The following is a 24,899-nucleotide window of genomic DNA, read 5'->3' on the forward strand; positions in this document are numbered from 1 at the left end:
GGTGACCGCCGTCACTGACCAGGACCCCACCGAGCACACGACCAAGGAGGCGGCGCGGCCGGACCGTACCGGCGATTCGGGCCCCCGGGACGACCGGGACGACCGGGGCCGCGGGGACCGCGGGGACCGCGAAAACCGCGGGGACGACCGGGCTGAACAGAACGGCCGGGGCGACGGGGATGACCCGGATGAACGGTGCCGTCGGGGCGACCGTGACGACGGCCACGGTCGGGGCAGTCGAGGCCGTGGAGACCGCCGGGGAGGCCGGGATGACCGGGAAGAGTGGGACGCGCAGGAAGAGCAGGGCGACCGGGAGGGACGGGGTTCGCAGGGCAGAAGCGACAAGCGCGGCCCACGAGATGACCGGGGCGGCCGAGACAGCCGGGACAGCCGGGCCCCCGGGGACGGTCAGGACGGCCGGGATGACCGGGACCGTCGGGATCGCCGAGACGATCGGGATGACCGGGATCGCCGAGAGCGCCGAGAGCGCCGAGAGCGCGGAGACAGCCGGGACGGTCGGGACGGTCGGGGTGAGGAGGGCCTCGCCGAGAAGGCGGCCCTCCGTGAGCGCGCCGGGCGGAAGCGCGTCGGCCGGGAGCGCGCCACCGGGGATGTCCCGGACGCCGGGGATGCCGGGCGTGGGAGGCGTCAGCGTGAACGCGGGAGCGAGCGCATCGGCGACGGCTCCCACGCGCGCGTGCCGGACGACCTCACCGGTGCGCATCGCCGCGCGGAACGCGCCGATGCCCCGGTCGGCGGTCCGGCCGGCGGTCCGGCCGCTTCCGGCGACGGGGGCGGGGGCGGGGGCGGGGAGGAAGTCTGGGGTGACGGGCTGATCGCACGGCGGGTGGACGAGAACGCCGGGGCCGAGCAGTTCGCCGTCCTGCCGAGCAGGCCTGCCTCCTCCTCGGCCGCCCTGATGCCGCTCGCCTACGACGGGAACCTGAGGTCGCGCCTGGACGCGCTGCGCGAACTGGTGGGCCTCTCCCGGACCCGGCTCGACAGCGCAACCCTGGCCGAGGCGGGCCGCGTCCTGGACGAGGCCGCCGCGCGGCGCAGGCTCTCCGGGCAGCACACCGTCGTCGCCATCGCCGGCGCGACCGGCAGCGGCAAGTCGCAGCTGTTCAACACCCTCGCCGGGGTGACGATCTCCGAGACCGGTGTCCGCCGGCCGACCACCGCCGCACCCATCGCGTGCAGTTGGAGCGACGGCGCGGCCAGCCTCCTCGACCGGCTCGGCATCCCCGGCCGGCTGCGCCGCCGGCCGCTCCAGCATCCGGACTCCGAGTCACCGCTGCGCGGACTGGTCCTGATCGACCTGCCCGACCACGACTCGGCCGCCGTGCAGCACCGCGAACAGGTGGACCGCATCCTGGCGCTGGTCGACGCCGTCATCTGGGTCGTCGACCCGGAGAAGTACGCCGACGCCGTACTCCACGAGCGTTATCTGCGGCCGATGGCCGGCCACGCGGAGGTCACCCTCGTCGTCCTCAACCAGGTCGACCGGCTGCCCGGGGAGGCCGCCGAGCAGGTTCTCGACGACCTGCGGCGCCTGCTCGACGAGGACGGCATCGCGCTGGGCGAGTACGGCGAGCCCGGCGCGGCCGTGCTCGCCCTGTCCGCGCTCACCGGGGAGGGCGTCGGTGAACTGCGCGAGACGCTCGGCCAGTTCGTCGCCGAGCGGCAGGCCCCGGCCCGCCGCATCGCGGCCGACGTGGACGCCGCCGCCCGGCACCTGCGCCCCGTGTACGTCGCGGGGCGGCGCACCGGGCTCAGCGAGGAGGCGCGCGAGGAGTTCGCGGACCGGCTGGCCGACGCGGTGGGCGCCACCGCGGCGGGCGAGGCCGCCGAACGCGCCTGGCTGCGCAACGCCAACCGCGCCTGCGGGACACCCTGGCTGCGGCTGTGGCGCTGGTACCACGACCGGCGCGATCCCATCACGGGACGGCTGTCGACGCGCGCCCAGACGGACGAGGAGGCCACGGCGCGTCAGCGCGTCGAGCAGGCGGTGCGCATGGTCGCGGACCGGGCGTCGGCCGGACTGCCGGCGCCGTGGGCGCTGGCGATGCGCGAGGCGGCCGTCCGCGGCGCCCAGGGGCTGCCCGAGGCACTCGACGAGCTGGCGGTGCGCGCGGGGCTGCCGCCGGGACGTCCGCCGAGGCCCGGATGGTGGCCGGTGGCGGTCCTCGCCCAGGCGACCATGACCCTGCTCCAGGTGGTGGGCGGCCTGTGGCTGCTCGGCCAGATCATCGGCGTCGTGCCGCCGAACCTGGGTGTGCCCGTGCTGCTGATGGTGGCCGGCATCGTCGGCGGCCCTCTCATCGAGTGGAGCTGCCGCCTGGCGGCCCGCGGCCCCGCCCGGCGCTACGGCCATGAGGCGGAACGCCTGTTGCGGGAGGCGGCCGCGGGGTGCGGCCGGGCCAGGGTGCTGGATCCGCTCGCGGCGGAACTGCTGCGGTACCGCGAGGTGCGGGAACAGTACGCGCGGGTCACGGGGGCGGGCCTGGCGACAGGGGCAGGGGCAGGGGCAGGGGCAGCGGCGGGGACGGCGACGAGGTAGCGGCGCGCGTCCACGGCTGCCACCCGTGCGGGTCGACGGCTGCCACCGTGTGGGTCGACGGCTGCCACCCGTGCGGGTGGCGGAGTTCTCCACAGGCGCCGGGGCGGTCCACAGCCCTCGGCGGACCGGCCCGGCCGCGGGCAATCTGGCCTCCACGGCGATCGCGACGGACGCGGTCGCCCCGGCCGCCGTACGGGACACACCCGTGCGGGAGGGAGGACTCGCGATGAACGAGACGATGATCTGCGCGGTGGGGAACGTGGCCACCACACCGGTCTTCCGCGACCTGGCGAACGGACCGTCGGTGCGCTTCCGGCTCGCGGTCACCGCGCGCTACTGGGACCGCGAGAAGAACGCCTGGACGGACGGGCACACCAACTTCTTCACGGTGTGGGCCAACCGGCAGCTCGCCACCAACGCCTCCGGGTCACTGGCGGTGGGCGACCCCGTCGTCGTGCAGGGCAGGCTGAAGGTGCGCACCGATGTGCGCGAGGGGCAGAGCCGGACCTCGGCCGACATCGACGCGGTGGCGATCGGCCACGATCTCGCCCGCGGCACGGCCGCGTTCCGGCGCACCGCCAGGACGGAGGCGTCGACCTCCCCGCCCCGGCCGGAACCCAACTGGGAGGTCCCGGCCGGGGGCACGCCGGGGGAACCGGTCCCCGAACAGCGGCCGGACCCCGTCCCGGTGGGATGAGGCCAACCCGGGCGGGACGAACGGGATGGATTTGTCGATAATCCCTGTTCGAAAACGCTCTCGGCGATAACGATTCCGATTCGGATCACCGCGCGGACGACGATCACCGGCGAGCCCGGTCCCTCACGTCCTTAGGATGCCGAACGAGCCTTGTGAGGCTGCTGATTCTGCTGGTGGGACCGTTCCCCCCACGCCAACGGGTCCTGCTCGAAGGGGAATTTGGTGTTTTCTTCGCACGCTGCGCCGTCTCTGCCCGGTCGAGGGGCGGCGCGTCTCGCCGCCGGAGCGCTGGCGTCCGCGCTCGCGGTCGCCGGTGTGGTGACCGGTGCGGCTCCGGCCGCCGCCCAGGACGGGGCGGCGCGGGGCCAGGGCGGGGCGACGGCCACCATAGGCGGCCTCAAGACGCACGGAGCCGCGGTGATCCACGGTCAGGACGGCGACCAGCAGGTACCGGCCGGCATGTTCGAGATGTCCGTCGAGGGCGGCGGCATGCTGCAGACGTACTGCGTCGACATCCAGAACCCGACGCAGAAGGACGCCAAGTACCAGGAGACCCCCTGGAGCGGGACGTCGCTGGGCACCAACAAGGACGCCGGCCGCGTCCGCTGGATCCTGCAGAACAGCTACCCGCAGGTCAACGATCTCGCGGCGCTCGCGAAGAAGGCGGGTCTCCGCGGCGGGCTCACCGAAGAGGACGCGGCGGCCGGTACCCAGGTCGCCATCTGGCGCTACTCGGACGACACGGACGTCGAGGCCGTCGATCCGCAGGCCGAGCGGCTCGCCGACTACCTGGAGAAGAACGCCCGCGACCTCGCCGAGCCCGCGGCGTCCCTCGCCTTGGACCCGCCGGCCGTCTCGGGCCGCCCCGGCGAACGGCTCGGCCCGGTGACGGTCCACACCAACGCGGGCGGCGCGACGGTGACGCCACCGGTGGACGCCACGAGCGAGGGCGCGGTACGGATCGTCGACAAGAAGGGCGAGCCCGTCACCAAGGTCACCGACGGTGCCCAGATCTTCTTCGACGTGCCCGAGGGCGCGGCGGCCGGTACCGCCCAGCTGTCCGTCCAGGCCTCGACGACCGTGCCGGTCGGCCGCGCCTTCGCCTCCGAGAGCCGGAGCCAGACGCAGATCCTGGCCGGATCGAGTGAGTCGACGGTCGCGGCGACGGCGACCGCCACCTGGGCCGCCGACGGTGCGATACCCGCCCTGTCCGCAGAGAAGAACTGCGCCGAGGGCACCCTGGACATCATCGCGCTCAACAAGGGCGACGAGCCCTTCACCTTCGAGCTGCTGGACACCGAGTACACCATCGCGCCGGGCGAGACCCGGACGGTACCGGTGCCGCTGCCCGAGGACCACGCCTACGACTTCACCATCCGCGGCCCGGCCGGCTTCGAACAGCGCTTCACCGGCGTCCTCGACTGCCGCACCCAGAGCGCCACCCTGTCCGACACCACCCACACCCTCAGCGAACCGGCCCCCGCCACCGTCGTCACGCCCTCCCCGTCCCCCGACCCCAACCTCGCCGAGACCGGCAGCTCCGACGCGACCCCGCTGATCGGCGGCGCGGCCATCGGCCTCGTGGTCCTCGGCGGCGCGGTCCTGCTGTTCGTCCGCAGGAGGAACGAGCAGTGACTGAGGCGCGGGCCGGTGAGCGGTTGTCCCCGGCCCCGCTCCCGGCCGACGGCGCAGACCGGGGCTAACGGCGCTTCCGGCGCGTGACCGGGCGCGCCCCCGCCTTGCGGGCAGAGAGCAGTTTCTGCGCCTCGTGCCGCTTGCCCACGGCAGTCAGTTCGTTGGCGAGCGCCTCGGTCACGGCGATGGTGAACTGATGCTCCTCACCGCGGGTTCGGCGGCTCCGAGTGCGAGTATCCCTGAGCAGGTGCACCGCCGTCGCATGCTCCCGTAGGGCGCTCAGGGTGACTGCGAGGCTGTGGGCGGACTGGAGCGTGTCGGGGTGGTCTTCGCCGAGGGTGCGGCGGCGGCGGGCGAGGGTGTCCTGGTCGATGATGCGGGCTTCGGCGTACTGCGCGAGGTTGTGGAGGGCGGCGGCGAGGCTGTGGGCGGAGGCGAGGGTGTCGGGGTGGTCCTCGCCGAGGGTGCGGCGGCGGCGCTCCAGGGCGTCCTCGTGCATGTGGCGGGCATCCGTGTGCTGTCCAAGTGCGTCCAGCGTCACCGCCAGGCTGTGGGCGGACTGGAGCGTGTCGGGGTGGTCTTCGCCGAGGGTGCGGCGGCGGCGGGCGAGGGTGTCCTGGTCCATGCTGAGAGCATCCGCGTAGTGCTCAAGCGCGTGCAGGGTGACCGCCAGGCTGTGGGCGGAGTCGAGGGTGTGGGGGTGGTCTTCGCCGAGCAGGCGGCGGCGGTGGTCGAGGGTGTCCTCCTGTATCCGGCGGGCATCAGTGGACTGTCCAAGTGCGTGCAGGGTCACCGCCAAGCCGTGAAGGGAGGCGAGGGTGTGGGGGTGGTCTTCGCCCAGCAGGCGGCGGCGGCGTTCGAGGGTGTCCTCGACCATGATGCGGGCCTCGGCGTACCGCCCCAGGTTGTGCAGGGTGGCGGCGAGGTCGTGGGTGTAGGCGAGGGTGTGGGGGTGGTCTTCGCCGAGGGTGCGGCGGCGGCGTTCGAGGGTGTCCTCGACCATGATGCGGGCCTCGGCGTACTGCCCTAGAGCGTGCAGGCTGGCGGCTCGATCGTGGGCGGAGGCGAGGGTGTGGGGGTGGTCTTCGCCGAGGGCGCGGCGACGGCGTTCGAGGGTGTCCTCGACCATGATGCGGGCCTCGGCGTACCGCCCCAGGTTGTGCAGGGTGGCGGCGAGGCTGTGGGCGGAGTCGAGGGTGTGGGGGTGGTCTTCGCCGAGGGCGCGGCGACGGCGTTCGAGGGTGTCCTCGTCCATATGGTGGGCCTCGGCGTACTGCCCGAGGTCGTGCAGGGTGGCGGCGAGGCTGTGGGCGGAGTCGAGGGTGTCGGGGTGGTCTTCGCCGAGGGTGCGGCGGCGGCGGTCGAGGGTGTCCTCGTGCATCCGGCGGGCCTCGGCGTACTGCCCTAGAGCGTGCAGGCTGGCGGCTCGATCGTGGGCGGAGGCGAGGGTGTCGGGGTGGTCTTCGCCGAGGGTGCGGCGGCGGCGTTCGAGGGTGTCCTCGTGCATCCGGCGGGCCTCGCCGTACTGCCCGAAGTAGCTGATGACGTGGCCGAGGTAGTGGGCGGAGTCGAGGGTGTGGGGGTGGTCCTCGCCGAGGACGCCGGTCCAGCTTTCGTGGAGGGCGGAGATGAGGTCGCGGGCGGTGCGTTCCTGCCCGCTCTTGATCAGGTAACGCGCTGCCCGAACGAGCGCCTGGCGCAGCTCCGGGCGACTGGTCGCGGTGTCCTTCCGGGCGGCGAGGTGGGTCGTGTAGGCGGCCCACCGGGGCCAGGCGGCGGGCGTGTCGGGGTCGCCCGGGTCCACGGTGGTCAGGATCGTGGCGACATCGTCTTCCGACCTGACGGTGTCGGCCTGACCGGAACGGTCGCGGAGGATGGCCTGGGTGAGCCGGTGGATCTGGAAGGTCTCGTGGTCGACGCGGGCGAGACCGTAACGGGCCAGGGGCTGGAGGGCGGTCTGCGGCCACATGATGTCGTCCGGGTCGACGGCGATGGTGCTCAGCCGGTCGCGGACGGCTTCCAGCCAGGCGGTGGGGATCGGTTCGGGGCCGAGGAAGGCACCGAGGCGGAGCAGGTCGGCGGCGTCCGGGTGGTCACCTGCCAGGCGGTTGGTGGCGATGTCCACGGCGGCGGCCAACGGGGCGGGGTAGCCGGGCGGACCGCCGTTGGCCATGAGCTTGGCGGTCTTCTCGGTGAGCAGATGGCGATAGCGGTCCAGGGTCATGCCGCTGGTGATGACGCCGACCGCCTGGGCGAGGGCGAGGGGCAGGTCGCCGAGGTCGTCCGCGAGGCCGCCGGCCTGGTCGGGCGTGATGCCGGGCATGCGGGCGCTGAGGTAGGCCAGGGAGTCGCTGCGGGCGAAGACACCCAGGTTCAGGCTGTGGACCCGGTCGTTCCAGCCCGGGTTGCGTGACGTGATCAGGACGTGGCCGGGTCCGGTGGGGATCAGGCCTTCGAAGTCGTGGGGGTCGTCGGCGTTGTCCAGGATGATCAGCCAGCGATCCTGGGTGTGCAGATGCTCCAGCAGCGTGCGGGCGTTGTGTTCGGCGCCGGCCTCCGGTTTGGCGATGCCCAGCCGGGCGGCCAGTTCGGTGTAGCGGACGAGAATCTGGTCGGCCTGCGCGGCGTCGATCCACCAGACGGTGTCGTACTGGCTGGCGAAGCGGTGGGCGTACTCCAGGGCGATCTGCGTCTTGCCGATGCCGCCCAGGCCGTGCAGGGCCTGGACCACGGCCTGCCGGCCGCCGAGCAAGCCCTCACGGATCCGGGAGATCAGAGCCTCGCGCCCGGTGAAGTGCGGATTGCGGTCCCGCACGTTCCACACCCGCGGCAGACCAGCGCCGCTGGGCAGCCGGGGACGCTGCCCCTGTGCGCCCCCCGCCGGAGCGGCGTGCACCGATGCGGGCGTGCCGGGGAAACTGGGCGCCGTGCGCGGGCCGGTGGGACCGTTGACGGCCTCCAGCAGTGCCGTGATGGCGGCCTGCTCGTCCAGGCTGTGCAGGTCTTTGCGGATGACGGCGGTCAGGATGTCAGGGATGTCCGATGCCGTGAGAGGTTCGATGGTCACCGGGACGATGCGCTCGCGGCGCGCGACGACGGAGGTCCACTCCTCCCGCGTCCACCGCGCGGGATCGAAGTAGTTGTTGGAGAACAGCGCCACCACCGTCGTGGCCCGCCGCATCGCGTCGTTCATCCGCTCGATGAAGTTGTCGCCGATCCGCCAGTCCCAGACGTCCAGCTCCACGGCATGGCCGACCTCCCGCAGGTGCCATGCCGCCCACTCCGCCCAGGCCCGGTCCGGCCCGGCATAACTGACGAAGACCGACTCCACCGCTGCTGGCACGCTTCCCCATCCCCCTCGCTGCGACCCCGTCACGACGTCGCACCCAATGATTCCCCGCAGGCGGTGTCCGCAGGGCGCGAATCGGCGACGTCGGCGAAGCAAAGGAGGCGCTCCACGGCACCGGTCACCAGGACTGGCCGTTGAACGCCTGGCTCCAGATGGCTGCGCCGATACCGCCGGTGAAGAGGAGCCGGTGCGTGGCCTTGGGACCGGTCGGGGTCAGCCAGGGCAGGGTGACGTCCACGGGCGGGAAGGCCGCCATGTGCTCGCGGAGCGCGGTCGCGAGCCCCACACGGGTATCCTGCTGCGGGAGTTGCGGGTGACGGGTACGAGCGGACGCGGTTTCAGTCGGGGGCAACGTGGTGCGCGTGCTTAAGGCGGTAGTCCCGGCCCTCGCCCTGGTGGCGGTGACGGCCGGGTGTTCCTCGTCCGAGGGTGGGGACGAGCAGCGGCTGACCGCGCAGCGGGAGAACTACTGCACGCAGCTGGGGGCGTGGCAGGAGGCGCGGAACGCGGCGGGCACGGACACGCCGGGGCCGTCAGGGTACGACGTGGTCGGGGCCCTCGCTCAGGACGCCTTCCTCGCGATGCGACCGCTCCGGGACGAGACGGTTGGCGGAGGCCGCACCTTGGCGGAGGCGACGGTGGCAGCGATGAACAACAGTGACTCCGAGGCGGAGGGGCGCGTCGTGCAGTACTGCGACGATGTCGGCTTCGAGACGCTGACCCGCTAGCTGGGTTTGGATCACGACGATCGCATATGAGTGGCGGGGCGACGTCGACAACTCGGCTCTCGACAAGCTGCATGCCGAAGGGCTCGATCAGCCGGTCGGACCCTCACGCGGGTGCGGTAGATCGAGCCTGAGGTGTGCTCAACTCGGCGCGACGGCATCGAGCCACGCGGCGAGCGCGCCAAAGTCGGTGCCACTGAGGCCCTTGGCCGGCTCGACCCGGTGCAGCAGTGAAGGCCCGGGGTGGCTGGCGTCGACCCAGAGGCGGTCTGTCGCGCTGATCTCGTCGTCGACCCGGATGAAGGGGCGGCCGGCGGCCCACTCGACCATGGGGCGAGTCTTCCAGTGGAGGCCTTGTGGGGTTCCTCCCGCGTCGGTGTCCGGCCACTCCAGTACCGGCAGCCTCGGCAGGCCGATGCGCGGGGCGACTACTTCGTTCGCCTCTTCCATCCAGGTCGTCGCCCAGACGAGCCGGCAGCCCAGAGCAGTGAGGCGCGCCCCGATCCCGGGGTCGAGTCGGGCCAGCAACGGGTTTCCCTGGTCGGCGGTCGTCGAGGAGGTGGCAGCGATCTCCCAATGGCCGGCCGACGACCCGAAGGGGATCAGTGGGCCGTCCACGTCGAGGAAGAGGAGAGGACGCTCCGATGAGCTGGTCACGGCAGCACCGTAGCCCCGCGCAGCGGGGGAGCGGCGCCCTCGGACTGGGCCGTCGCTCGGCCGTGCGCGGGTGCCCGAGGCCGACCGGCGGCGACCGGCAGTGGCAGGTGAGGCTCCGGGGGCGTCCAGGAAAGGCCAGGTCAGAGGCCCCGCCGGGAACGCGTTTCCTCACAGGGGTGGCGGTGCGGCAAGATGGGGTGTATCTGCCCACTGCCTGATCAAGCTGCCGGACGGTTTCTCTTGGCTGAGTACATTTACACCATGCGCAAGGCGCGCAAGGCGCACGGCGACAAGGTGATCCTTGATGACGTCACCCTGAGCTTCCTGCCCGGCGCGAAGATCGGTGTGGTCGGACCGAACGGTGCCGGTAAGTCCACCGTTCTGAAGATCATGGCGGGGCTGGAGCAGCCGTCGAACGGGGATGCCTTCCTGTCCCCGGGCTACACCGTCGGGATCCTGCTGCAGGAGCCCCCGCTCAACGAGGAGAAGACCGTCCTGGAGAACGTCCAGGAGGGTGTCGCCGAGGTCAAGGGCAAGCTCGACCGGTTCAACGAGATCGCCGAGCAGATGGCGACCGACTACTCGGACGCGCTGCTCGAGGAGATGGGCAAGCTCCAGGAGGAGCTGGACCACGCCAACGCCTGGGACCTCGACGCCCAGCTGGAGCAGGCCATGGACGCGCTGGGCTGCCCGCCCGGCGACTGGCCCGTCGTGAACCTCTCCGGTGGTGAGAAGCGGCGCGTCGCGCTGTGCAAGCTGCTGCTGGAGGCGCCCGACCTGCTGCTCCTCGACGAGCCGACGAACCACCTCGACGCCGAGTCCGTCAACTGGCTGGAGCAGCACCTCGCCAAGTACGAGGGCACCGTCGTGGCCGTCACCCACGACCGGTACTTCCTGGACAACGTCGCCGGCTGGATCTGCGAGGTCGACCGCGGCCGCCTGCACGGCTACGAGGGCAACTACTCCAAGTACCTGGAGACCAAGGCCACCCGCCTCAAGGTCGAGGGCCAGAAGGACGCCAAGCGGCAGAAGCGCCTCAAGGACGAGCTGGAGTGGGTGCGCTCCAACGCCAAGGGGCGGCAGGCCAAGTCCAAGGCCCGCCTCGCGCGGTACGAGGAGATGGCCGCCGAGGCCGACAAGATGCGGAAGCTGGACTTCGAGGAGATCCAGATCCCGCCGGGCCCGCGCCTGGGCAACGTCGTCGTCGAGGTGAACAACCTCAGCAAGGCCTTCGGCGAGAAGGTGCTGATCGACGACCTGTCCTTCACGCTGCCGCGGAACGGGATCGTCGGGGTCATCGGCCCCAACGGCGCGGGCAAGACCACGCTGTTCAAGATGATCCAGGGCTTCGAGGAGCCGGACTCCGGCGAGATCAAGGTCGGCGACACCGTCAAGATCTCCTACGTCGACCAGAGCCGCGAGCACATCGACCCGAAGAAGACGCTGTGGGCCGTCGTCTCCGACGAGCTGGACTACATCAACGTCGGTCAGGTGGAGATGCCCTCGCGCGCGTACGTCTCCGCCTTCGGGTTCAAGGGGCCGGACCAGCAGAAGGCGGCCGGGGTCCTCTCCGGCGGTGAGCGCAACCGGCTGAACCTGGCGCTCACCCTCAAGCAGGGCGGCAACCTGCTCCTCCTCGACGAGCCGACCAACGACCTCGACGTCGAGACCCTGAGCAGCCTGGAGAACGCCCTGCTCGAGTTCCCCGGCTGCGCCGTGGTCGTCTCCCACGACCGGTGGTTCCTGGACCGAGTGGCCACGCACATCCTCGCCTACGAGGGCGAGTCCAAGTGGTTCTGGTTCGAGGGCAACTTCGAGTCGTACGAGAAGAACAAGGTCGAGCGGCTCGGCGCCGACGCCGCCCGTCCGCACCGCGCCACCTACAAGAAGCTGACCCGGGGCTGATCTTGCGGCACATCTACCGCTGCCCACTGCGCTGGGCGGACATGGACGCGTACGGCCACGTCAACAACGTGGTCTTCCTCCGCTACCTGGAGGAGGCCCGTATCGACTTCCTGTTCCGCCCGGAGAAGGACTTCAAGCAGGGGTCCGTGGTGGCACGCCATGAGATCGACTACAAGCGGCAGCTCGTCCACCGGCACCACCCGGTCGACATCGAGCTGTGGGTCACGGAGATCAGGGCCGCCTCCTTCACCCTCACCTACGAGGTCAAGGACGGGGACGTGGTCTACGTCCACGCCTCCACGGTGATCGTGCCGTTCGACTTCGAGGCACAGCGGCCCCGGCGGCTCACCGCCGAGGAGCGGGAGTTCCTCCAGGAGTACACGGACGCCAAGGAGGAGGCCGTCGCCGCATGACGGTGCTCCACCTCGCCGACGAGGGGGAGGCCGCGGATCTCGCGGCCTTCCTCTCCCGGCTGCTCCACTACGACCGTTCGGCCGCGGTGCGCCTCCAGGCGGCCGGCACGGCGCTGGCCGTCTTCGGTCGGCCGCCCTCCTTCGAGGTGCTGGCGGTGCGCGCGGTACGGCTGGCCAAGCCGTACGAGAACGGGCTCGACGACACGCTCGACGTGACCGTCTCCGCCGGTGAACTGCTCGAGTCCGTGGACGAGCAGGCGGCCACCTCCGTCGTGCCGGGCCCGGTGACCGGGCCGCCCTGGGCCGGGGTGCTGCCCCCGCGCGGGGGCTGGCGGACCGAGGCGGGGCTGCCCGGCCCGGACGCCCTGCGCGCGCTGGTCGCCGCCGCGGTGGCGGAGTTCCGTACGCGCATGGAGGAGCTGACCCCCGAGGACCGGACGCGGGCCGAGCTGGACCGGGTCGGGCGGGAGATCTGGTCCCGGACCGTCGGGGAGACCGGGCTGCCGGTGCGGGCCGTACACGCGGCCCAGTCGCTCGGGTTCCTGCGGACGCGCCGAACGCCGCCGGGCTCGGAGGCCGGGGCCGGGTCCGGCGCCGGCCTCGGCGAGGACGCGCCGAAGCTGCTGTCCTCCGGCGCGTGGCTGCGGCTGCGTACGCCCTTCGGGTCCGTCGCGCTGCGGCGGGCGGGGACCGGGGCCCTGGGCATCAGCGTGCGCTGAGGCAGCTCGGGCCGTCCCCGGCGCTCAGTCCGGGGGTTCGCTGTCGTCCGGGCGTACGGCGATGTGGTCGCTCTCCAGTTCCAGGGCGACGCGGTCGCGCATGCCGAGGGCCGCGGTGTAGTCGGCGGGCAGCTGGAGCCGTCCGGCGCGGTCGAGCATGGCGTACTCGCGGGCCACCACCGTCTCGTGGCCGGTCTCGGCGTCCACCTCGCTGCGGCGCAGGACCTCCGTGGAGGTGCGGCCGTCGCGGATGGCGACGGTGCGGCGGACCTCGCCGGCCACCGCCTGGTCGTGGGTGACGATGACGACCGTGGTGCCCAGGTGTTCGTTGGCCGTGCGGAACGCGGCGAAGATCTGTTCCGCGGTGTGGGAGTCCAGCTCGCCCGTCGGCTCGTCCGCCAGCAGGACGGACGGGTTGCCGGCGAGGGCCACGGCGATGGCGACCCGCTGCTGCTGCCCGCCGGACATCTGCTGCGGGCGCCGGTCGCGGCAGTCCGCGACGCCCATCAGGTCCAGGAGCTCCAGCGCGCGTTCGGCGCGCGCCGCCCGGCGTCCACCGGTGCCGGACAACTGCATGGGCAGGGTCACGTTCTGCGCGGCCGTCAGGTAGGGCATCAGGTTCCGGGACGTCTGCTGCCACACGAAGCCGACCACCGTACGGCGGTAGGCGAGGCGGTCCTTCGCCGTCATCGCGAGCAGGTCGCGCCCGGCGACCCGGGCCGCCCCGGCGGTGGGCGTGTCCAGACCGGCCAGGATGTTCATCAGCGTGGACTTGCCGCTGCCCGAGGCGCCCACCAGGGCCATCAGTTCGCCCTCCCGGACCAGGAGGTCGAGTCCCTGGAGCGCCTGCACCTCCACCCCGTCCGCGCTGAAGATCCGGACCAGGCGGTCGCAGGTGATCAGGGCGTCGTGCCCGTAGGCGGGCCGGTCCCGGGACGCCGTGGCGCGATCGGCCAGCTCCGCGAGGGTGGGGTCGGTCGTCATCGGGTCTCCTCCGTGTCCGCGTCCGCGGTCCGCCGTGTCTGCGCTCGCGCCCTCACCGCGCGTCACCCGCCCTGAGTTCCGCCACCGCTCCGCGCCGGCCCGACCACCACGCCTGGACGGCCGCCACCCCCACCGCCAGGACCAGCACCGCCACCGCCGGGACGGCCAGCGACCACGGGTCGGCGCTCAGCTCCGCGCGCCCCGCCGGGGACGTCGTCGCCGGCACCGCGAGGGTCGTCAGGTCGATGCCGGGGGACAGGAGGCGCACGGCGGCCCAGCCGGTCAGGATGCCGCCCAGAGCCGCCGGCAGCGCCTGCGGGAGGGACTCCAGGACCAGCAGGCGGCGGCCCTGGGCGCGGGTGAGGCCCATGGTGCGCAGCCGGGCGAGGAGCGCGGCGCGTTCGGGGGCGGCGCTCGCGAGGGACAGCAGCAGGGCCAGGGCGGCGTAGCCGGCGGCGGCGGCCACGGCGGCCGTGTAGATGCGCTCCCCGCCGGACTGCAGCGGGGAGTCCACGTAGGTGCCGCGCTCCTCGGACCGCAGGTGGACGGTGCCGGCGTCGTCCGCCGCCCGGTGCACCGCGCCCGCGTCCAGGTCGCCGCCGGTCAGCAGCGCCACGTTCGGCCGGGTGGCCGCGGCCGGCAGTTGGGCCCGGTCCACGACGAGGAAGTCGTCGCCGTTCACGGCCGGAGTGCGGTCGCGGACCAGCACGATCCGCAGGGTGGCGAGGGTGCCGTCGGCCAGCCGCACGTGGAACGTGTCGGTGCCCAGCCGTTCGGCGACCGCGGGGGAGGCCAGCGCCGGCCGGACGGCGTCCTCGGAGCCGCCCTCGGCGCCGTCGGGCCGCCCCAGCTCGCCCGCGGGGAAGGCGCCGAGGCCCGTCCGCCCGGCCAGCGCCGCGTAGCCGGCCGGGTCCACCGTCGCGAGCGGCAGCGACTGGCGGCCGTTCTGGATCTTGGCCTGGTAGTCGATGCCGACCTCGGTGACCTCCCGCACCCCGGGCGCCTGCCCGAGACGGCCGGCCAGCCCGGCGGGCAGCGCGGCCTCCGCCTCCACCCGGGCGTCGGCGCCGACCGAGAGCAGTGCCGCCCGGTCGCGGGCGTCGGCCACGCCGTTGAGCACCGACCCGCCGAACGCCGCCACCGTGAACGCGGTCAGCAGCGCGAGGAGGGGCAGCACGGCGGAGGCGGAGGTACGGCCCGCCCGGGCCAGCGCGAGCGGTCCGACGGCACCCCGCAGCCGCCTGGCCGGGCGGGCCAGCCCGCGCAGCGGCAGCGGGTACAGGCGCACCAGCACCAGCGCGGCGATCACCCCGACCAGGACCGGGGCCACCGCCACCAGGTCACCGGCGCCGTCCGTCGCCCCGCGCCGGCGCAGCATCTCGACCGCGCCGAGCGCGAGGACCACGACGGTCAGTTCGGCGACGGTACGGCGCCGGGACGCCCGCGCGGACGCCACGTCGTGGATCCGTACGGCGTGGTGGGCGGCGGCGGCCCGCAGCGGCAGCGCGAGAGCGGCCACGGCGGTGACCGCGGCGGCGGCCCAGAGCGCGGGGAGCAGCCGGGCGCCGGGCAGCGCCAGCAGGGCCGCGCCGAACCCGAGGGCACCCGCGGGCACGGCCACGACGGCCGTCTCGGCGAGCAGCCGCCCCACCATGCCCCGTACGGAGGCGCCGCGGGCCCGCAGCAGGGCCAGCTCGGCGCGGCGCCGCTCGCCGGCCAGGCCGCCCGCCATCAGCAGGACCACGGCGGCGACCGTGCCCGCGCCCGACGCGGCGACCACGACCAGCGGGCCGATGTCGCCGCGGAGTTCCCCGTACGCGGTGAAGGCGGCGTCGAGTCCCGTGGTGACGTCGGTGAGCGGGTTGATCGTCGCGTGCAGCCGCTCCAGGCCGGGTCCGGACTCCAGGGAGGCCACGGCGGAGGCGAGCCCGTCGAGGTCGCGGCTGTGCAGGGCGTCCGGGGAGGGGGTCAGGTGCCAGTAGCGGACCGTGGGGGTCGCGCCCAGCACCGCGGGCGCCGCCTCGGGGGCGACCAGCAGACCGCCGACCCAGTAGGAGGGGTTGGAGGCTCCCATCGGTCCCGGCACGCGCCGCAGGGACGGGGCGCGCAGCAGGGAGTCGACGGACCAGTAGGGGCTGTCGGCGTCCTCGGGCGTGACGATGCCGGTGACGCGGACGGTGAGGTCGCGGTGGGCCGACAGGTGGATGACCGAGCCCACCTCGACGTGCAGCGTGCGGGCCGTCTCCTCGGTCACCGCGGCCTGCACCTCGGTGGTCTCGATACCCGCCTCCCCGCCGGGGACCTCGGGCAGCCGGCCGGAGCGCAGCCGGGTGTGGTCGGCGAGACCGTGCGGGGCGGCGAGGAGCAGCTCCGCGGGGAGGCCGTCGGGCCGGGGCAGCCACTCGTCCGGCGAGGGCAGGGTGTCGGTGCTGCGGACGCCGTAGGAGGACCGCTTCCCGTCGATGACGAGCGGCCGTTCGACCGCGTCGAGGGTGGACCTGTACAGCTCGGTGAGGCGTTCGGGCCGGACGCTCTCCTCCGTGTGGGCCAACCCTCCGTCGAGGTCGGGACCCGCGGTCACCAGGATGCTGCTCTCGTCGACCGGGGTGCGCTCCACGGCCTGGCGCAGCCCGGCGTCCGTGTACCGGTCCAGCGCCCGGGGGAACGCGGCGGCCAGGCACGCGGTCAGCGCCACCAGCACCGCCAGCGCGACGGCGGCGCCGGGGGCGGCCCGCAGCCGGGTGCGCACCCAGGGGGCGGTCACGCGGTTCACCGTCCGGTACCTCCCTGACCTTCGGGGGTGGCCGTCGTGCGGGTGCGGCGCGGTGCCCGTGCTGCGGCGGTGACCGGCACGGCGGCGGTGACCGGCACGGTGGCGGTCACTGGCACGGTGGCGGTGACCGGCACGGTGGCGGTCACTGGCACGGTGGCGGCCCTCTCGGCCGGTGGCGGGGCGGTCACGCGGTTCACCGTCCGGTACCTCCGTGGTCCTTGAGGGTCACCGTCGTGTCCGTGCGGCGCAGGGCCAGTGCCGCGGTGACCAGGAGCGGGACGACGGCCATGCCGGCCAGCAGCAGGGCGACGCGGTCACCCGGCAGGGCCACGTACACGTCCGGCACGGGCCGGGTGGCCTGCGGGGTCAGTACGGTCAGCGGGATCACCGCCCGGGTCAGGACCGCGCCCAGGGCGGCGCCGGTCAGCAGCGCGAGGCCGGTCAGCACGCCCTGCTCGGCGGCGACCGTGCGGGCCAGCCGGCGGCGCGAGGCGCCCAGGGCACGCAGTACGGAGAACTCGGTGCCCCGCTCGCGCAGCGACCCGGCCGCGCTCACCGCGAAGCCGACCGCCGCGAGCGCCGCCGCCACCAGGGTCGCCGCGGCGAACGCGGCTCCGGGACCGGCGCCGAACGGGTCGTCGCGCAGCCGCTCGGCGACCTCGTCGCGCACCAGTACCTGGGCCGGTGCGGTGTCCGGGAAGGCCCGCAGGCCCGCCGCCGCCTCGTCGGTCCTGCCCGGCCCGGTCCGCAGCCACCACTCGGTGGGCGCGACGGCGGCGCCGTACTTGCCCTGCAGATGCCGGTTGACCGCGGGCAGGTCGACCAGCAGGGCACCGCCGAACTGCGCCGAGGGGGTCTCGGGGCCGGTGCCCGGCAGCTCGCGCACGGAGCGCACGATCCGCACCGGGACGTCGTGGCCGCCGATCAGCACCGTGACCCGCTGCCCGGTGCTCGCGCCCGAGGAGTCGAGGAAGCGGTCGGTGGCCACGGCGGTCACCTCGGCCGGTTTCGGCTGCGCGACCCGCAGCCGCACGGTCAGCGTGGTGATCTTCCAGCTGCCGGTCTCCGAGCGGCCCGTGGAGTACTCGACGGCGAGCGGACCCGACTTCAGCAGGCGCGGGGTGGACGGGGCGCCCGGTGCGTCCGGCGCGGACGACGGGGGCGACAGCTCCGATCCGGCCGTCCAGGCGTCCGGCAGCGGCACCGGCCGGGCGGTCCCGTCGGCGGACGTGGCCGTCACCCGCCGTACCGTCAGGCGGTGTTCCTCGCTCTCACCGCCGGGCTGGGCCACCGTGAACTCGACGCCGGTCAGGGTGAGCGGTCCCGCGGAGACGTCCATGCCGAGGGTGTGCTCCCGGCCGTCGGCGGGCAGGGAACCGGCCGCCAGCCGGTACGGGCTGCCCCAGCGGTCCTCGACGGTGACCGTCACGTCCGCGGACCGGGAGCCGACGTGGGCCGGGTCGGCGTCCGGTCCGGCGTCCGGGCCGGTGCCCGCGACGGCCAGGGTCGCCGCCAGCGTGAGCCGGGCCGTGCCCGCCGGGATCGTCGCGCCCTTCGTCGGCTGTTTCGGCGCCATGCCGGACAGCAGCCCGCGCGGCGACTCGTCGGCCAGGTCGGGGCGCATCAGCAGCAGGCCCGCCGCGCGCGAGGTGTCCAGCGCGAGCACCGTCGCCGTCCGGTCGCCGGACAGGGAGACCTCGGACCGGGCCGCGGGGGCGACCTCCGCCACCCCCGGGACGCCCGCGACCAGGTCGGTGCGGCCCGGGCCCGGCGTGCCCGCGGCCTGCACCCGGACCGGTGCCCCGGTGCGGAAGTCGGCCTGGTCGTCCTGCGACCGGGACCACGAGGCGCCCTGCCCGATCGCCACCGTGCCCAGCGCCACGGCGAGCACCAGCAGCAGCACCGGACCCGCCCCGCGCATCGGACGGCGGCTCAGCTGCCAGCCCGCCAGCGCCGCCGCGAGGCCGCGCCCGCTCGCCGCCCGGCGCTCCGCGAGCCGCGCCACCAGCGGCAGCAGCCGCAGTGCCAGCACCGTCCCGGCCAGCAGCGCCAGCGTCGGCGTCGCCACGAACAGCGGATCGACCCCCAGGGTGCCCGGGGCGTCGGTGTCGCCCGACCCGGCGGCGGAGGTCTGCTGGTCCAGCTGCCAGTAGGCGATACCGGCGATCACCAGCAGTCCCACGTCCGCGCCGGCCCGCAGCCAGCCCGGCAGTGCCCGGGGCCGTCCGCCGCCGGCCTCCGGCGCGAGGGTCAGCGCGGGCAGCGTCACGGCCAGCGTGCACCCGAGCGCCGCGACCGCCGCCACCAGCCACACGGTGCCGCTGCCGCCGGCCGTCGGCTCCCAGCCGAGCCCGATCCGGGCCGGCGCCCCCTGCCCGACCAGCAGCCGGACCAGCGGTCCCGCCAGCAGCGGCGCGCAGACCAGCGCGGGCACCGCCAGCATCAGCGCCTCCAGCGCCGATCCGGCCGCCAGCCGGCCCCGGGAGGCGCCGCGGGCCCGCAGCAGCCGCAGCTCGCCCGCCCGCTCGACGCTCAGCAGCCGCGCCACCAGCAGCAGCGCGCCGCCCGCGAGCAGCACCAGTTGCGAGGCGATGACCAGGAGGGTGGAACGGGACACCTCCAGCGAACGGTCCAGACGCTCCAGGATCGCGGGCAGTTCGGTGGTCGCCGCGGTGGTGCCGCTGAGCACCTGCTGCTCGCGCAGCCACGCCAGGCCGCCCCGGGCCGCGTCCCCGAGGGCCTGCGTCCGCCCGGTCGTCAGGGACGAGTAGTCCGCCGTCACCAGCCAGCCGGACGACCCCGCGCTGACCCGGCCGCCGCTCAGCGCGCCGGGCGGGGCGAGCAGCGGCCCGTACGTCGTGAAACCGCCCTGCTGGAGGCCGCGCCCGGCCAGGTCGTCGAGGCGCCAGTACGGCGACCCGGCGTCGACCGGCCGGTACAGACCGCTCACCACGATGTCGACGGCCGGGCCGTCGAGCCGGTCGGTGAGGGTGAGCCGGTCGCCGGTACGGACGCCGATGCGCTCGGCGGCGGCCACCGGCACCGCCACCTCGACCGCGCCGCCCTTGCCCCCGTCCTCGGGCAGCCGTCCCTCGTCGACACGGACCTGCGTCGGGTCGAGTGCCGCGAAGAAGGTCAGATCGGGGTCGCCGGACCTCCCGGTCGGGGGCCGCAGGGAGCCGGGCAGTGCGTACGGGCCCGAGCGCACCAGGGTCCGCACCGTCCGCGGCAGCCCGTCGAAGGTCTTCGCGGCGCCCTCGCGCACGGTGGCGTCGGCCGCCGACCGCTGGGCCGCCGGTACGTCCGCCTTCACGATCAGCGCGGCGTCGGCCCCGGTGCGCGCTTCCGCGAGGGAGTGCCGCAGGGCCGCGTCGCCGATGGCGCCCGAGTAGGCGGTCAGGGTGGCCAGCACCGTGGTGGTCAGCAGGACGGTGAGCAGGGCCGCGGCCAGCAGCAGGCGGTGTGCACGCGCCCGCAGCAGCACGAACCCCATGAGCCCCCCGTACCCCGCCACCCGGCCCCCCGCCGCTGTTGTCCAGACCTCTCCGGGATGTTGTCAGAGGAGGAGGTACGGAAGTAACCGCTTGGGACTTGGACTTGACCGGATTGTGACCGGAATCCGGTGCCGACTGACCGGAATGCGCCCGTCAATCAGGGAGTCGACGACGGAAACGGATGAGGGAATCGGACGACGGGACCGGACGACGCGTCCGGACGGCGGGACGGGTCAGCCCGGGGCGTTGATCATCGAGGCCGCCGCGTACGTCAGGTACTTCCACAGCGTCTGCTCGTGCTCCTCGGACAGGCCCAGCTCGTCGAGCGCGACCCGCATGTGCTTCAGCCAGGCGTCGTGCGCGGCCCGGTCGACGGCGAAGGGGGCGTGCCGCATCCGCAGCCGCGGGTGGCCGCGGTTGTCGCTGTACGTCGTGGGGCCGCCCCAGTACTGCATGAGGAACAGCGCGAAGCGGTCCTCGGCCGGACCCAGGTCCTCCTCGGGATACATCGGCCGCAGGATCGGGTCCTCGGCAACCCCCTCGTAGAAGCGGTGGACGAGCCGGCGGAAGGTCTCCTCCCCGCCGACCTGCTCGTAGAAGGTCTGCTCCTGAAGCGTGCCGCGCCGAATCTCGTTCACGCCGTCCATGGTCTCAGACCCGGGGGCATAGGACTCAAGACCTAGGACCCCGTCAGGGCCCTGCCCGCGGCCCGCCCGGCCCGTACTGTGGAGGCATGGGCGGGTACGAGGACCTGGACAGCCTCGCCGCCTCCGCGCGTGCGGAGCTGGTGCGGGAGATCGAGCTGAGCGGCGCCTGGACGGCCGACCCGGTGTGGCGGGAGGCGTTCCGGAAGGTCCCGCGCCACCTCTTCGTGCCGTACTACTACGTCGGCGTCCGGGGCGGCTACGAACGCCGGTGGGGCGAGGACCCCGACCCGCGCGCCCGCGAGCGCTGGGTGCGCGGCGCGTACGCCGACGCCCCGCTGGCGACGCGGATGCGCGACGGCGAACTGCTCTCCTCCAGCAGCCAGCCCTCGCTGATGGCGATGATGCTGGTCGAGCTGGACGTGCGGGACGGCGACCGGGTCCTGGAGATCGGCGCCGGCACCGGCTACAACGCGGCCCTGCTCGCCCACCGGCTCGGCGCGGACGACCTGGTCACCACCGTCGACCTGGACCCGGAGATCACCGAGTCGGCCCGCCGGCACCTGGACGCCGCCGGGTACCACCCGGCCGTCGTCACGGGCGACGGCGCCCGCGGCGTCCCGGAACGCGCCCCCTACGACCGGATCCTCGCCACCTGCGCGCTGCCCTCGGTGCCGCGCGCATGGCCGGCCCAGTGCCGCCCCGGCGGCCGGATCCTGACCCCGCTGGCCACCGGCCTCGTCGTGCTCACCGTCCGCGACGCCGAGCACGCCGAGGGGCGCTTCCTGCACACGCCCGCGTACTTCGTGCCGCTGCGCGGCGCGGACCGTGCCGCGCCCGAGACACCGGGCCTGGGCGGCGTACCGCGCCGGGCCCGGGAGGACGACCTGTTCCGCTTCCTGCTGGCGCTGAGCCGGGGCGGGCTCGATCCGCAGGAGGCGTACGCGCTGTGGGACCGCGAGGACGCCCCGCGCCGCGAGCGCTACGGCATCACCGTCAGCGGCGAACGGGCCTGGGCGTGGCTGGACGACCCCGAGGGGCCGTACGCCTGGCCGTTCGCCTGACGGAGACCGCCTCCCGCGCTACCCCCGGCGGACCGTGATCGTCGTCCAGGCGCCGACGTGCACCCGGTCGCCGTCCTGGAGCGGCACCGGCACGAAGGGCTGGATCGGCTCCTCGCCGCCGTTGACCGTCGTGCCGTTCGTCGAGTTCTGGTCGACGACCGCCCAGCTGCCGTCCGGCTGCTGCACCAGCACCGCGTGCTGGTGCGAGACGCCCGGGTCCTCCGGCGGCACGGCCAGATCGATGTCCGGGGTGTCGCCGGTGGAGTGCCTGCGGCGGCCGATGGTGATCTGGTTGCCGGTGAGCGTGCGCTGCTGCTCGGGCGAGTACGCGGGCAGGTTCAGGCCCGCGGCCTCGGGGCCGGAGCGCTGCATCATCGCCATGAAGTACTCGCGGTCCGGACCGATCGTCGCCGACCAGGTGGCCGGCTGCTGGGGCCGCTGCGGCTGCTGCGGGAAGCCCTGGCCGGGCGGGGGCGCCTGGGTGGCGCCGGGCTGCGGGTAGCCGTAGCCGCCGCCCTGGGCCTGGCCCGGTCCCTGGCCGGGACCCCCGGGAGCGCCGGACGTCGGCGGGGAGAGCACCCAGTCGTCCCCGCCGACGGACGGGCCGCCCTGCTGCGGGCGGTTGGCCTCCTGCGGGAAGGCGGGCGGGGCCGGCGGACCGGCCTGGTACCCCTGCGGAGCGCCACCGGGACCGCCGGGCCCACCAGGCCCGCCGGCGCCACCGGGCGGGGGCGGGACGGGGCCGGGCGGAGGCGGGACCGGACGCGAGGGATCGCTGCCGAAACCGGGCGGGGCCGGAGGGCCGGAGGGGCCGTTGGGCCCACTGGGACCGCCGGGGCCGCCGGGGCCGTTGTAGCCACCGGGACCACCGGGGTTGTTGGGCCCATTGGGGCCGCCGGGGCCGCCGGGGCCGTTGTAGCCACCGGGACCACCGGGGCTGTTGGGCCCACTGGGGCCGCCGGGGCCGCCAGGCCCGCCGAAACCGCCGGAGCCGCCCGGACCACCAGGACCGCCGAAACCGCCGGCACCGTTGGGGCCACCGGGTCCGCCCGGACCGTTGGGACCGCCGGGTCCGCCCGGACCGCCGAAACCGCCGGCACCGTTGGGGCCGCCGGAACCGCCGGGCCCGTCAGGGCTTCCCGGGCCGCCGAAACCGCCGGGACGGTTGGGTCCGTCCGGGCTGCCGAAACCACCGGGTCCACCAGGCCCACCGGGTCCACCGGGCGCGCCAGGCCCACCGGAGCCGCCGGGCCTGTCGGAACCCCCAGGACCGAAGGGGCCGCCGGGGCCACCCGCGGGGCCGCCCGGACCACCGGGACCGCCGCGGCCCGACGGGTCGGAGCCGAAGGGCGGCGGGCCCGGGGGGATCGGTTCTGCGGGGCGGTTCATCTGGGACGGGCGGGAGCCCTGGTAGTCGTACGAGTCACCGCCGCCGTACGACGGACCAGCGGGCGGCTGCCCGAAGTGCGGCGCCGGGCCACCGGACGCCGGCGGGCGCGGGGCGGCCGGGGTGTACGAGGTGGCGGTGTTGGTCAGGAAGTTCCACCGGCACTCCTCGCAGAACGGCGCACCGCCCTCACGCGGCGTGCGGCACTGCGGACACAACTGCGGCTCGCCGCCGGGACCGCCCGGGCCGCCGCCGGGACCACCGCCCGGCCCGCCGGGTCCACCCGGACCGGCGGGCGGCGGGAAGCCGTAGCCGCCGCCCGGAGGCGGTGGCGGCGGAGGGGGCGGCACGGCACCGGCCATGCGGTGACCGCAGACCTCGCACCAGTCGTCGGAACCCGACTGGTGTCCGTTCGGGCAGGTCGGCATGTCGGAGCTTCCCTCTCTTGCGGGCGTGTCGCGCGGTTGTTGAGCGTCACTTCTTCACACGAACGGTCTTGGTCGACCGGGTCTCGAGAGTCATCTCGTCGGCCTCCTCCACCTTCGCTTTCAGTCGCACAGTACCTGCCGCCGCGTCCACCACGTCCACCACCTTCGCAAGCAGTTTCGCCGTATCCGCGTTTCCGGAGACTCCCGCGAGCTGAACCGCGCGGCCCAGTTTGGCCGTTGCTCCGTCGATGTCTCCCGCTTTGCGTAGATCGAGCCCTTGCTGGATGGCTTGTGCCAGTTCGGCCTGCCCGGTGTAGTGGGCGACTTGGGGGTTGATCGACGTGGAGGCGGTCATGTCGTCGGTCCACACGGCCCGTACGAGACCCTGCGCGCCGAGGTTCTGGACGCTGCCTCCCCCACTCTCGGCTTCGCTCGAGCGGGAGGTGCCCCCACGCTCCGGGATGACCAGGGAGACCCGGGCGGCCAGCATCTCCTGGCCGAGGCCCGCGGCCAGTACCTCGACGCAGACGTGGTAGTCACGGGACTCGTCGCCCCAGGAACCGGTGGGGTAGTCACCGGCCCGCGGTCCCGCCTCGGTCCGGCGGGCGGTCAGCTCCTCGACGGTCGGGGCGACCTGCTTGACGAACTTCACCGTGGTGCCGAGCGGGGTCCACAGCCGCAGCGCGACGTCCGCGACCTCCTTGCCCATGGCCGTCTCCATCATGCGCGTGAAGTCGGCGGCCAGGCCCGCCGGATCGGCGACGATGTCGGCGGTGCCGAGCAGGGCGGAGGCGATCCCTGTGACTTCTTTCACCTCCCAGTCGGTGCCCACGCCCCGGGCATCGCAGGTGAAACGTCCGGCGCAGGCGTCGAGCGCGGCCCTGAGGTCCTCGGGCGACTCGTGCTCGTTGCGGCCGTCGGTGAGCAGGATGCCGTGCCGGATGGCGACGTCCGCGGTGGCCAGCAGCCGGTCGGCCAGCCGCAGCCAGGTGCCGATGGCGGTGCCGCCGCCCGCGCCGAGGCTGCGCAGCGCCTGCTTGGCCTGCGCCCGGGTGGTGGCGTCCGCGACCGCGAGCCGGCCGCCGCCCGGGTAGACCTCCTTGGCCACGTGGGTGCCGCCGACCACGGCGAAGTGCACCCCGTCGCGCAGGGTGTCGATCGCGGCGGACGTGGCGTCGCGGGCGTTGCGCATCTTGGTCGGCGGGTAGTCCATCGAGCCCGAGCAGTCGACCATCAACGCCACGGCTGCGGAGGGCCCTTGGCCGGGCGAGTACAGGTGGGGCGCGGCGACCGCGCTCCCGACCGTGCCGCCGCCGGTCGCGGTGACCGTGACGATGGCGTTGACCTCACGGCCGCCCTCGGGCAGGTACTCGTTCTGGTAGACGTCCACCGCGAACTGCGGCACGTTCGACTTCGAGAAATTGGCCATGCCGGATCGCATCCCCCTCTACGTCCCCACAGCGGT

17 protein-coding genes are annotated in these 24,899 nt (G+C 74.2%); 8 read left to right on the forward strand and 9 right to left on the reverse strand.

Translation table 11 applies throughout. From position 1 onward, the window contains the following. Nucleotide 1: 1 nt before the first annotated feature. From R2E43_RS24795 to R2E43_RS24805, 3 genes are all read left to right on the forward strand, one after another. Nucleotides 2–2,560 carry a GTPase gene (locus R2E43_RS24795; protein ID WP_332056575.1) on the forward strand — a complete coding sequence of 853 codons (2,559 nt, stop codon included), beginning with the start codon at nt 2–4 and terminating at the stop codon, nt 2,558–2,560. A gap of 226 nt (nt 2,561–2,786) precedes the next feature. After that, nucleotides 2,787–3,257, forward strand: coding sequence for a single-stranded DNA-binding protein (locus tag R2E43_RS24800; protein WP_003976116.1), 471 nt, complete (start codon nt 2,787–2,789; stop codon nt 3,255–3,257). A 222-nt stretch (nt 3,258–3,479) separates the two neighbouring features. Continuing rightward, nucleotides 3,480–4,892 (forward strand): Cys-Gln thioester bond-forming surface protein, encoded by a 1,413-nt coding sequence (locus R2E43_RS24805; RefSeq protein WP_332056576.1) that lies wholly within the window; start codon nt 3,480–3,482, stop codon nt 4,890–4,892. A gap of 64 nt (nt 4,893–4,956) precedes the next feature. Here R2E43_RS24805 and fxsT read toward each other — a convergent pair whose 3' ends face one another. Then, complete coding sequence (gene fxsT / locus R2E43_RS24810; RefSeq protein ID WP_332056577.1) at nt 4,957–8,235, reverse strand: FxSxx-COOH system tetratricopeptide repeat protein; 3,279 nt, start codon at nt 8,233–8,235, stop codon at nt 4,957–4,959. 124 nt (nt 8,236–8,359) lie between these two features. Then, nucleotides 8,360–8,527, reverse strand: coding sequence for a hypothetical protein (locus R2E43_RS24815; RefSeq protein ID WP_016326252.1), 168 nt, complete (start codon nt 8,525–8,527; stop codon nt 8,360–8,362). A 76-nt stretch (nt 8,528–8,603) separates the two neighbouring features. Between R2E43_RS24815 and R2E43_RS24820 the strand changes: the two genes are divergently transcribed. Continuing rightward, nucleotides 8,604–8,969: a hypothetical protein gene (locus tag R2E43_RS24820; protein WP_319217214.1), complete on the forward strand. Its 366-nt coding sequence runs from the start codon at nt 8,604–8,606 to the stop codon at nt 8,967–8,969. Between the two features lie 138 nt (nt 8,970–9,107). Here R2E43_RS24820 and R2E43_RS24825 read toward each other — a convergent pair whose 3' ends face one another. Next, on the reverse strand, nt 9,108–9,623 hold the full coding sequence (locus tag R2E43_RS24825; protein ID WP_332056578.1) for an HAD domain-containing protein: 516 nt from the start codon (nt 9,621–9,623) through the stop codon (nt 9,108–9,110). Between the two features lie 240 nt (nt 9,624–9,863). On the opposite strand from R2E43_RS24825, the gene ettA reads away from it, so the two are divergent. The 3 genes from ettA to R2E43_RS24840 are packed head-to-tail and all read left to right on the forward strand — an operon-like array spanning nt 9,864 to nt 12,660. Then, a complete protein-coding gene (ettA, locus tag R2E43_RS24830) occupies nt 9,864–11,528 on the forward strand; it encodes an energy-dependent translational throttle protein EttA (protein ID WP_003976122.1) in 1,665 nt (554 codons plus the stop codon). Nucleotides 11,529–11,530: 2 nt separating this feature from the next. Then, nucleotides 11,531–11,941 (forward strand): acyl-CoA thioesterase, encoded by a 411-nt coding sequence (locus tag R2E43_RS24835; protein WP_016326249.1) that lies wholly within the window; start codon nt 11,531–11,533, stop codon nt 11,939–11,941. Then, nucleotides 11,938–12,660, forward strand: coding sequence for a hypothetical protein (locus R2E43_RS24840; protein WP_016326248.1), 723 nt, complete (start codon nt 11,938–11,940; stop codon nt 12,658–12,660). The genes R2E43_RS24835 and R2E43_RS24840 overlap by 4 nt, the downstream gene beginning before the upstream one ends. A 24-nt stretch (nt 12,661–12,684) precedes the next feature. On the opposite strand, the gene R2E43_RS24845 is transcribed toward R2E43_RS24840, so the two are convergent. The 4 genes from R2E43_RS24845 to R2E43_RS24860 all read right to left on the reverse strand — a co-directional run bounded on the left by R2E43_RS24845 (nt 12,685) and on the right by R2E43_RS24860 (nt 20,558). Next, nucleotides 12,685–13,644: an ABC transporter ATP-binding protein gene (locus R2E43_RS24845; protein ID WP_003976125.1), complete on the reverse strand. Its 960-nt coding sequence runs from the start codon at nt 13,642–13,644 to the stop codon at nt 12,685–12,687. Between the two features lie 52 nt (nt 13,645–13,696). Further along, nucleotides 13,697–16,417, reverse strand: coding sequence for an FtsX-like permease family protein (locus R2E43_RS24850; protein WP_332056579.1), 2,721 nt, complete (start codon nt 16,415–16,417; stop codon nt 13,697–13,699). 193 nt (nt 16,418–16,610) lie between these two features. Further along, complete coding sequence (locus R2E43_RS24855) at nt 16,611–19,910, reverse strand: ABC transporter permease (protein WP_332056580.1); 3,300 nt, start codon at nt 19,908–19,910, stop codon at nt 16,611–16,613. A 234-nt stretch (nt 19,911–20,144) separates the two neighbouring features. Next, the gene (locus R2E43_RS24860) at nt 20,145–20,558 is read right to left on the reverse strand and encodes a globin (RefSeq protein WP_332056581.1); all 414 of its coding nucleotides are present in this window, start codon (nt 20,556–20,558) and stop codon (nt 20,145–20,147) included. Between the two features lie 86 nt (nt 20,559–20,644). Between R2E43_RS24860 and R2E43_RS24865 the strand changes: the two genes are divergently transcribed. Then, nucleotides 20,645–21,619 (forward strand): methyltransferase domain-containing protein, encoded by a 975-nt coding sequence (locus R2E43_RS24865; protein WP_016326242.1) that lies wholly within the window; start codon nt 20,645–20,647, stop codon nt 21,617–21,619. An 18-nt stretch (nt 21,620–21,637) separates the two neighbouring features. Here R2E43_RS24865 and R2E43_RS24870 read toward each other — a convergent pair whose 3' ends face one another. Continuing rightward, nucleotides 21,638–23,434 carry an FHA domain-containing protein gene (locus R2E43_RS24870; protein ID WP_332056582.1) on the reverse strand — a complete coding sequence of 599 codons (1,797 nt, stop codon included), beginning with the start codon at nt 23,432–23,434 and terminating at the stop codon, nt 21,638–21,640. A gap of 46 nt (nt 23,435–23,480) precedes the next feature. Beyond that, nucleotides 23,481–24,863, reverse strand: coding sequence for a vWA domain-containing protein (locus R2E43_RS24875; protein ID WP_332056583.1), 1,383 nt, complete (start codon nt 24,861–24,863; stop codon nt 23,481–23,483). Nucleotides 24,864–24,899 lie beyond the last annotated feature (36 nt).

It is taken from the genome of Streptomyces violaceoruber, from assembly GCF_033406955.1.
GTDB classification, from domain to species: domain Bacteria; phylum Actinomycetota; class Actinomycetes; order Streptomycetales; family Streptomycetaceae; genus Streptomyces; species Streptomyces violaceoruber.